This is a genomic window from Acidovorax sp. (assembly GCF_046341535.1).
Lineage (GTDB): Bacteria > Pseudomonadota > Gammaproteobacteria > Burkholderiales > Burkholderiaceae_C > Acidovorax.
In genome coordinates, this window is sequence record NZ_JBKDRI010000124.1 from 1 (window position 1) to 8,875 (window position 8,875).

9 protein-coding genes are annotated in these 8,875 nt (G+C 60.8%); all 9 read left to right on the forward strand.

The features are described 5' to 3' along the window. Positions 1 to 205: 205 nt before the first annotated feature. The 9 genes from ACK543_RS09000 (at position 206) to ACK543_RS09040 (ending at position 8,594) form a co-directional block, all read left to right on the forward strand. Positions 206 to 538 (forward strand): nucleotide pyrophosphohydrolase, encoded by a 333-nt coding sequence (locus ACK543_RS09000; protein WP_409942518.1) that lies wholly within the window; start codon positions 206 to 208, stop codon positions 536 to 538. 316 nt (positions 539 to 854) lie between these two features. Continuing rightward, positions 855 to 1,793, forward strand: a complete 939-nt coding sequence (locus ACK543_RS09005) for a LysR family transcriptional regulator (protein ID WP_409942510.1) — start codon at positions 855 to 857, stop codon at positions 1,791 to 1,793. A 171-nt stretch (positions 1,794 to 1,964) separates the two neighbouring features. After that, a complete protein-coding gene (locus ACK543_RS09010; protein ID WP_409942511.1) occupies positions 1,965 to 2,861 on the forward strand; it encodes an amino acid ABC transporter substrate-binding protein in 897 nt (298 codons plus the stop codon). A 118-nt stretch (positions 2,862 to 2,979) separates the two neighbouring features. Continuing rightward, positions 2,980 to 3,879 (forward strand): amino acid ABC transporter substrate-binding protein, encoded by a 900-nt coding sequence (locus ACK543_RS09015; protein WP_409942512.1) that lies wholly within the window; start codon positions 2,980 to 2,982, stop codon positions 3,877 to 3,879. Between the two features lie 108 nt (positions 3,880 to 3,987). Continuing rightward, the gene (locus ACK543_RS09020; protein ID WP_409942513.1) at positions 3,988 to 4,746 is read left to right on the forward strand and encodes an amino acid ABC transporter permease; all 759 of its coding nucleotides are present in this window, start codon (positions 3,988 to 3,990) and stop codon (positions 4,744 to 4,746) included. A 1-nt stretch (position 4,747) separates the two neighbouring features. Next, positions 4,748 to 5,413, forward strand: coding sequence for an amino acid ABC transporter permease (locus ACK543_RS09025; RefSeq protein WP_409942514.1), 666 nt, complete (start codon positions 4,748 to 4,750; stop codon positions 5,411 to 5,413). 43 nt (positions 5,414 to 5,456) lie between these two features. Next, positions 5,457 to 6,194 carry an amino acid ABC transporter ATP-binding protein gene (locus ACK543_RS09030; RefSeq protein WP_409942515.1) on the forward strand — a complete coding sequence of 246 codons (738 nt, stop codon included), beginning with the start codon at positions 5,457 to 5,459 and terminating at the stop codon, positions 6,192 to 6,194. Between the two features lie 571 nt (positions 6,195 to 6,765). Further along, positions 6,766 to 7,830 (forward strand): dihydroorotase, encoded by a 1,065-nt coding sequence (pyrC, locus tag ACK543_RS09035; protein ID WP_409942516.1) that lies wholly within the window; start codon positions 6,766 to 6,768, stop codon positions 7,828 to 7,830. Beyond that, positions 7,812 to 8,594: a DUF3025 domain-containing protein gene (locus ACK543_RS09040; protein ID WP_409942517.1), complete on the forward strand. Its 783-nt coding sequence runs from the start codon at positions 7,812 to 7,814 to the stop codon at positions 8,592 to 8,594. Before pyrC ends, ACK543_RS09040 begins: the two co-directional genes overlap by 19 nt. Positions 8,595 to 8,875 lie beyond the last annotated feature (281 nt).

Here is an 8,875-nt window from a genome sequence, read left to right on the forward strand (position 1 = left end):
GTCAATAATGCGGTTTACGCATTGAACCACAGGCCTAGAAAGTGCTTGGGATACCGCACCCCTCATGAGGTGTTTTACGGCCTGGAGATCACCCCCATTAAACTGCCATCTGATGCACTTTGTCTGTGAATCCGCGAATCAAAAACACATGCTGCGCAATCTCCATAAGCCTTTATAGCTATAAAAATAGGAGCATTTGATGTCCATGGACTTGAGCGCCCTGCAACAACGCCTGCGCAGCTTTGCCGCCGAGCGCCAGTGGCAGCCGTTTCACACGCCCAAGAACCTTGCGATGGCGCTGATGGTCGAGGCCGCTGAGCTGGCCGAGATCTTCCAGTGGATGACCCCCGAGCAGTCGCTGGCCGTGCGGGACGACCCGGCCCTGAAGGAGCCGATTGCCGACGAGGTGGCCGATGTGCTGCTGTACCTGCTGCAACTGGCGGACCATGCGGGGGTGGACCTTCATGCAGCGGTTGAGCGCAAGCTGGTCAAAAACGCTGCCAAGCATCCTGTAGCGCGGGCAGTGCCTCCGATTTAAGAAAGCTCTGCAGAACCCTCGCGAGGATGCGCTGGTGCGGATCGGGATAGGCCACAAGGCGCTTTTTGCAGCCAATAGCCTGGCTATTGGCAAGAAAAGCAACGCCGTGGACTGCCCGAGCCCGCGCAGACCGCAGGGAGTTATGCAGAGGTGCCTTAACGGTCTCGCTTCATGGCAACACGGCCCGCCCGCCCCTGCCGGACCCGCCCCGCCAAACCTGACAGTTGCCTGAGCGCAGCGGTTTGCAAGTGCCGGGCCTGTGTAAACCCTGATGCCAAGACCCAGCACATTGCGCCCGTCATGCGGATAATGGGGCATGGAAACCAAGTGGCTTGAAGATTTTGTCAGCTTGGCGGAAACGCGCAGCTTCAGCCGGTCCGCGCAGTTGCGGCATGTCACGCAGCCCGCGTTTTCGCGACGCATCCAGGCGCTGGAGGCCTGGGCGGGTACGGATCTGGTGGACCGCAGTTCCTACCCCACGCGGCTGACCCCTGCAGGAAAGACCCTCTACGATCAGGCCCTGGAGATGCTGCAGGCGCTGCAAAACACGCGTGCCATGCTGCGTGCCCACACCAGTGCAGGCAAGGACATGATCGAGTTCGCCGTGCCGCACACCCTGGCGTTCACGTTTTTTCCGGCCTGGGTGTCCAGCCTGCACGACAAGTTTGGCCCGTTCAAGAGCAGGCTCATCGCACTGAACGTTCACGATGCAGTGATGCGACTGGTGGAGGGCGGCTGTGACCTTTTGATCGCTTATCACCACCCCTCCCAGCCCTTTCAGCTCGACGCCGATCGGTATGAAATGGTCAGCCTGGGCCAGGAGGTGATCTCACCCTACAGCAAACCAGACGCCGACGGCCAGCCGATGCACCGATTGCCGGGGCGCGCTGCCCATCCTCTGCCCTACCTGGGCTACGCACCGGGTGCCTACCTGGGCCGGGTGACGGAGCTCATCCTGAAAGAAGCAGGCACGCCCATCCACCTGGAGCGCGTGTATGAAACCGACATGGCCGAAGGCCTCAAGGCCATGGCGCTGGAGGGTCATGGCGTGGCGTTTTTACCGCACAGTGCCGTCAAAAAGGAGTTGCGGTCCCGTCGCCTGGTCAGTGCGGCACCCGCAGATTCCGACCTCCTGCAGATGACCATGGACGTGCGCGCCTACCGCGAGAAGCCTTCCGGTAAGGAGTCGCCCAAAAGCACCGCCCAGGCGCTCTGGACGTTCCTTCAGTCCGCAGCAGTTCCATGCCTAGGGTAAATACTGATATGAGCACTTTGCATAGTTGTGCGCCCAAACGGCATTGGAGTTTCTCCGAGACGACACGTACAGTTGTGGTTTTTACGGATTCGTGCTTGTGCTAGGAGCATCGCACTGCAACGATGGCATAAATTTTGCGTCGCAGTTTCTATTTGTCCACCGAGGGTTCGTATGATCATTTTGTCAACCCGATTGGTCCAGGGCCTTGTGGCCCTGTGCTGCGCCCTTGCGCTTCCCGTCCAGGCCTCGGTCCTGGAGCGCATCCGCGCCGGGGGCAAACTGGTGATTGCGCATCGCGAGTCGTCGGTGCCGTTTTCGTATGTGGACTCGAAGTCGGGCAAACCCATCGGTTATGCCGTGGACCTGTGCCTGCACCTGGCCGAAGTGGTACGCAAGAAGACGGGTAAAAAGGATATGGAAGTGGAGTTCCTCGCCGTCACGCCCGCCAACCGGATCACCGTGATCGAGCAGGGCAAGGCCGATCTCGAGTGTGGATCGACCACCAACAATGCAGAGCGCCGCCAAAAGGTGGCCTTCACCATCCCCCACTTCATCACGGGAGCGCGCCTTCTGGTCAAGTCGACCAGTTCGATCGAGCGGATGGAAGACCTCAACGGCAAAAAACTCGTCTCAACCAAGGGTACTACCCCACTGAAAGCCGCCGATCAGGCCAATCGCGAGCGGCTGATGGGCATCACCATCCTGGAGGCACCGGACCATGCCCGGGCGCTGGATATGGTCGAAAAGGGCGAGGCCGATGCCTTCGTCATGGATGACGTGTTGCTCTATGGCCTGGCCGCTGGCCGACCGGACCCAAAGTCACTGAAGGTGGTGGGCCGCTTCATCACGACCGAGCCTTTGGCGATCATGCTTCCCAAGAATGATCCTGAGTTCAAGAAAGTGATTGATGACGAGATGCGTCGTCTGATCACCAGCAAAGAGATTTATCCGATCTACGATAAATGGTTCATGAAACCCATTGCGCCCAAAGATACCGTACTGAATCTTCCAGTCAGCTATCTGCTGCGCGACTTCTGGAAATACCCTACCGATCAGGTTCCTTTCTGAGGTGACAATCGCCTGGTAGGGCCCCCTGTCTGAGGCTCTTGCCTGCTTGCCAATACGGCAGGCGAGCGCCTGGATTCCCCCCCCTAGTTCCTATTTGTTTTCACACAAGGAGATACCGATGAAGAAGCATTTGCTGGCGGTTGCAGTGACCGCCCTGGCCGCAGGTAGTGCATTCGCACAAGCCGCCGACACCCTGGCCAAGATCAAGGCCTCGGGCAGCGTGACGCTTGGCGTGCGTGAATCGTCGGGCCTCTCGTACACCCTTGGCAACGGCAAGTTCGTGGGTTTCCACACTGAAATGGGCGAAGTCGTCCTGGCAGACATCCAAAAACAGCTTGGCCTTCCCAAGCTGGAAGTCAAGTACCAGCCCGTCACATCGCAAAACCGTATTCCGCTGGTGACCAACGGTACGGTGGATCTGGAATGCGGCTCGACCACCAACAATGCAACACGTCAAAAGGACGTGGCTTTTGCCGTGACCACCTTTGTGGAAGAAGTGCGCATCGCCACCAAGGCCAATTCGGGTATCACTTCGGTGAAAGATTTGAATGGCAAGACCGTGGCCACCACCACGGGCACCACATCGGTGCAAACATTGCGCAAGCACGAGCGTGCTGGCGGCGTGGATTTCAAGGAAGTGCTCGGCAAAGACCATGCCGACAGCTTCCTGCTGTTGGAAACCGGCCGTGCCGACGCCTTTGTGATGGACGGCTCTATCCTGGCAGCCAACATTTCCAAGTCCAAGAATCCTGCCGAATACAAGATCGTCGGCGAAGTCCTGAACGTTGAACCCATTGCCTGCATGATCCGCAAGGACGACCCGGCGTTCAAGAAGGCTGTGGACGATTCCATCAAGCGTCAGATCGCCGACGGTTCGCTGGCCAAGCTGTACGACAAGTGGTTCATGCAGCCTGTGCCGCCTACCAACATGAAGATCGGTCTGCCAATGTCTGACGCGACCAAGGCTGCCTGGGCTGCGCCTAACGACAAGCCCATGGAAGACTACGCAAAGAAGTAATCGGGTGAACGCATGTGCCCCTTCGGCCCAATGGCTCGAAGGGGCTTTTTCGTTGGATGCGCAGCGGGCTGCATCCAGCGGTTTTCGAAAATTTGAAGGGGTGCTCCTATGAGTTGGGATTGGCAGGTGTTCTGCCAGGACACCATGGACAGGGACATCGTGCAAAGCTGCTTTGGCAAGGGCGGCGACATCACGTACCTGGACTGGATGCTGTCGGCCTGGGGCTGGACAGTGTCTGTATCGGTGCTGGCGCTGTTGCTGGCGTTGTTTTTGGGATCGTTGATTGGAACGCTTCGGACGTTGCAGGACAGGCCGTTGATCGTGCGGCTGGGCAACGCGTGGGTTGAGCTGTTTCGCAACATCCCCTTGCTTGTTCAGATTTTCCTGTGGTACCACGTGCTGCCCAGCCTGTTTCCGGTGCTGCGTGGCGTGCCCGGCTTCCTGCTCGTGGTGCTGGCCTTGGGTTTCTTTACCTCTGCGCGGATTGCAGAGCAGGTGCGTTCGGGCATCCAGGCACTGCCGCGTGGTCAGCGCTACGCGGGCATGGCCATGGGGTTTACCACGTTTCAGACCTATCGCTATGTGCTGCTGCCCATGGCGTTTCGCATCATCATCCCGCCACTGACCAGCGAGACGATGAACATCTTCAAGAACTCGTCCGTGGCGTTTGCCGTGTCGGTGGCCGAACTCACCATGTTCGCCATGCAGGCGCAGGAAGAAACCTCGCGCGGTATCGAGATCTACCTGGCGGTGACGGGCCTGTACATCCTGTCGGCCTTCGCCATCAACCGCATCATGGCCTTCATTGAAAAGCGCGCCCGCATCCCGGGCATGGCCCTGGCCAGCGCCGGCGGGGGAGGTCACTGAGATGAATCTCGATTTTTCGTTCTACAACTGGGATCTCATCAGCAACTTCGTGCTCAGGGGGCTTTACTTCAGCCTTATTCTCACGCTGGTGGCGACCGTTGGCGGCGTGGTATTTGGTACGGTGCTGGCACTCATGCGCCTGTCGGGCAAGAAGTGGCTGGAAGTCCCCGCCACCATCTACGTCAACGGCATGCGCAGCATTCCGCTGGTGATGGTGATCCTGTGGTTCTTTTTGCTGGTGCCCGCCATCATTGGCAGGCCGATTGGTGCCGAAATGTCGGCGGTGATCACCTTCATTGCGTTTGAGGCCGCGTACTTCAGCGAAATCATGCGCGCCGGTATCCAGTCCATTCCCAAGGGTCAGGTGTATGCCGGCCAGGCGCTGGGCATGACGTACAGCCAGAACATGAAGCTGGTGGTGCTGCCCCAGGCGTTTCGCAACATGCTGCCGGTGCTGCTCACGCAGACCATCATCCTGTTTCAGGACACCTCGCTTGTGTATGCCATCGGTGCCTACGACATGCTCAAGGGCTTTGAAGTGGCGGGCAAAAACTATGGTCGCCCCATCGAGGCCTACCTGGCCGCCGCCGTGCTGTACTTTGTGATGTGCTTTGCGCTGTCCTGGATGGTCAAGCGCCTGCACCAGAAGATCGCGATCATTCGCTGATGCGGGCGCGACAGGCTCAAGAGATTGGATTGAGGAATAACAAATGATCGAACTCAAAAACGTATCCAAGTGGTATGGCCCGGTGCAGGTGCTCAACGACTGCACGGCCAGCATCCAGAAGGGTGAAGTCGTGGTGGTGTGCGGGCCTTCGGGTTCAGGCAAGTCCACGCTGATCAAGACCATCAATGCTCTGGAGCCCTTCCAGAAGGGCGAAATCACGGTGGACGGGATTGCGCTGCACGACGCCAAGACCGACCTGCCCAAGCTGCGCAGCCGTGTCGGCATGGTGTTTCAGCACTTCGAGCTGTTTCCCCACCTGTCGGTCACGGAAAACCTGACCATCGCGCAGATCAAGGTGCTGGGTCGCAGCCCCGACGATGCCAAAAAGCGCGGCCTGAAGATGCTCGAGCGCGTGGGTCTGATGGCGCACAAGGACAAGTTCCCCGGCCAGCTCTCCGGCGGCCAGCAGCAGCGCGTGGCGATTGCCCGTGCGCTGTCGATGGACCCCATCGTGATGCTGTTCGATGAACCCACGTCGGCGCTCGACCCCGAAATGGTGGGCGAAGTGCTGGATGTGATGGTGGGCCTGGCCAATGAAGGCATGACCATGATGTGCGTGACCCACGAAATGGGCTTTGCCCGCAAGGTGAGCAACCGCGTGATCTTCATGGATGTGGGCGGCAAGATCCTGGAAGACTGCTCCAAGGAAGACTTCTTCAACAACCCCGATGCCCGCCAGCCGCGCACCAAGGATTTCCTGAACAAGATCCTGCAGCACTGACGTTGCCCCCTGAGTCGCCTGCGGCGCGTTCCCCCACGGGAGACACCGCCAGCGCGGCGGGGCGGCCCTTGCGCGGCGGCCACTGGCATGGGCCACGCCGGTTGCAACCGCCGTGAGCCCGGCTGGCCCAGCCCCAAGCTCAGATCCGACCAGGCGCCCTCTGCGGGCGCTTTTTCTTTTGGGGCTGGCGGGCACGCTGGGATCGGTACCTGCGCGGTCCTGCCCGGCACCCCGGGCGGTTTTCTTCGCGTTTTAGAAGACCAACGCGCCGTCTCGCCGACTCCACGGCTTCTGAGCCTAAAAACGGCAGTTGACCGCTTGTCATCTTGGCGCACACCGCACGGACTCGGGCCTTGGGTTGTTTTTGCAGCCTCACCTTTGGGGTGACAGCGCTATGCACTTGCCAGCACCGCTTTTGGAGCGCCATGCGGTGTTGCTTCTCCTTGCAGGCACGAGCCTGCCGCGTCGTCGCGCCTTGCCTGGCAATCCAACAGCAGCGCTGGCAAATGCATCCAACTGCCGTTTTTAGGCTGAGTGCTATGACAACAACAGCACTTGGAGCAATGGGACAATGCGGCCCATGATTGCTTCTACGCCTACCCCCATCGACACCCTCACCATCACCCGCCCTGACGACTGGCACCTGCATGTGCGCGACGGCCAGGCGCTGAACACCGTGGTGCCGCACACTGCCGCCCAGTTTGGCCGTGCGATCATCATGCCCAACCTGCGCCCGCCTGTGACCACGGCCGAGCAGGCGCTGGCGTACAAGCAGCGCATCCTGGCTGCCGTGCCTTCGGGCATGCAGTTCGAGCCGCTGATGACCCTGTACCTCACCGACAACCTGCCGCCCGAGGAGATTGCCCGGGCCCACGCTGCGGGCGTCGTCGCCTGCAAGCTCTACCCCGCGGGCGCCACCACCAACAGCGACGCGGGCGTGACCGACCTGCGCAAGACGTACAAGACGCTCGAAGCCATGCAAAAGGCCGGCATCCTGCTGCTGGTGCATGGCGAAGTGACCAGCAGCGATATCGACCTGTTCGACCGCGAAGCCGCCTTCATCGACCAGCAACTCATCCCGCTGCGGCGCGACTTTCCTGAACTCAAGATCGTCTTCGAGCACATCACCACCAAGGATGCGGCCGACTACGTGCAGCAGGCCGATCGCTTCACCGCCGCCACCATCACCGCCCACCACCTGCTGTACAACCGCAACGCCATCTTCACCGGCGGAATCCGTCCGCATTACTACTGCCTGCCCGTGCTCAAGCGCGAAACGCACCGCCTGGCGCTGGTGCAGGCGGCCACCAGCGGATCGGCCAAGTTCTTTCTGGGCACCGACAGTGCCCCGCACCCGGCCCACCTCAAGGAGCATGCCACCGGCTGCGCCGGTTGCTACACCGCACATGCGGCCATCGAGATGTATGCCGAGGCATTCGACAGCGTGGGCGCGCTCGACCAACTCGAGGGCTTTGCCAGCTTCCATGGCCCGGACTTCTACGGCCTGCCGCGCAATACCGGCACCATCACCCTGCGCCGCGAATCATGGACGCCACCGGAGAGCTTTGCCTTTGGCGATGCCAGCCTCAAGCCCCTGCGCGCCGGTGAAGCGCTACCGTGGCGAGTGTTGGCATAACGCCCCTGAGCGCCATCGACTGGGGCGCGCCCTGGCTGGAGCCGTGGCGTGTGCTGGGCGAGCCGCTGGCGCAGCGGGTGACTGCCACGGCAGAGCCGGTTCACGCCGTGCTGCAGTCCGCCGTGGGGGCCAGGCTCCCGGTGGGTTTTGCGCCGCAGTCCGAGCTGCCTGCCGGTACGGCCTACGAGCAGCACATCTGGGACACCGGCCGCGTCCCCACGCGCGACAATCTGCACGACTTTTTCAACGGCCTGGTGTGGTCGCAGTTTCCCCAGACCAAGCGGCGGCTGAACCAGCTTCAGGCCCAGGCCCTGGCCACCCAAGGCGTGCGGGCGGCGCGCGGCCCGCTGCGCGATGCGCTGACGGTGTTTGATGAAAACGGTGCCTTGCTCAGTGCCCCTGCGCCGCTGTGGCACGCCCTGCGCGCGCGGGACTGGCAGCGGTTGTTTGTGACCTTGCGGCCGCTGTGGGCGCAGGCTCACCTGATCCTGTTCGGCCATGCGCTTTTGGAAAAGCTGGTTTACCCAAGAAAACCCATGGTTGCGCACGTCCTGCAAGCGCAGAATGCTATCAATAAAATAGCAACTTGGGAGGGGTGGTTGTGCGCCGCGATGGAGGCCGACGCCTGGGCTGACAAACCCTTTGCGCCGCTGCCCGTGCTGGGCGTGCCCGGCTGGTGGCCGGCCAATGCTGACCCCGGCTTTTATGCCGATGCGCAGGTATTTCGCCCGCTGCGAGCGACGCAGGCGGACGCTCGCAGGTGACTTACAGGCGCTAACCCGGATATTTCACCGTCCTCCGTAAAAACGATGACGGCATGGCCCTTTGAGTGCGCGTTTATCGAGGTGTAGAAACTTGATGAACGAGCGAGCCATGCCGAATCCAAACTGTACCGAACAAACTGAAGGGAACCTCTAAAAACCCCCCACCTCAAACGCCGAAGACGAAACGAAAGCCTAGCCGATGCCTTCCCCGCCAACCCGCAGCGCCATCAAACACGATCTCTTTGCCGACAACACGCGGCTGGCCAAGCTCGATGCGCTGG

Excerpts from the sequence above, each read along its gene's own strand:
- ACK543_RS09015 (WP_409942512.1), top strand. The coding sequence starts at position 2,980 with ATGAAGAAGCATTTGCTGGCGGTTGCAGTGACCGCCCTGGCCGCAGGT.
- ACK543_RS09005 (WP_409942510.1), top strand. The coding sequence starts at position 855 with ATGGAAACCAAGTGGCTTGAAGATTTTGTCAGCTTGGCGGAAACGCGC.
- ACK543_RS09020 (WP_409942513.1), top strand. The coding sequence starts at position 3,988 with ATGAGTTGGGATTGGCAGGTGTTCTGCCAGGACACCATGGACAGGGAC.
- ACK543_RS09025 (WP_409942514.1), top strand. The coding sequence starts at position 4,748 with ATGAATCTCGATTTTTCGTTCTACAACTGGGATCTCATCAGCAACTTC.
- pyrC (WP_409942516.1), top strand. The coding sequence starts at position 6,766 with ATGCGGCCCATGATTGCTTCTACGCCTACCCCCATCGACACCCTCACC.
- ACK543_RS09030 (WP_409942515.1), top strand. The coding sequence starts at position 5,457 with ATGATCGAACTCAAAAACGTATCCAAGTGGTATGGCCCGGTGCAGGTG.
- ACK543_RS09010 (WP_409942511.1), top strand. The coding sequence starts at position 1,965 with ATGATCATTTTGTCAACCCGATTGGTCCAGGGCCTTGTGGCCCTGTGC.
- ACK543_RS09000 (WP_409942518.1), top strand. The coding sequence starts at position 206 with ATGGACTTGAGCGCCCTGCAACAACGCCTGCGCAGCTTTGCCGCCGAG.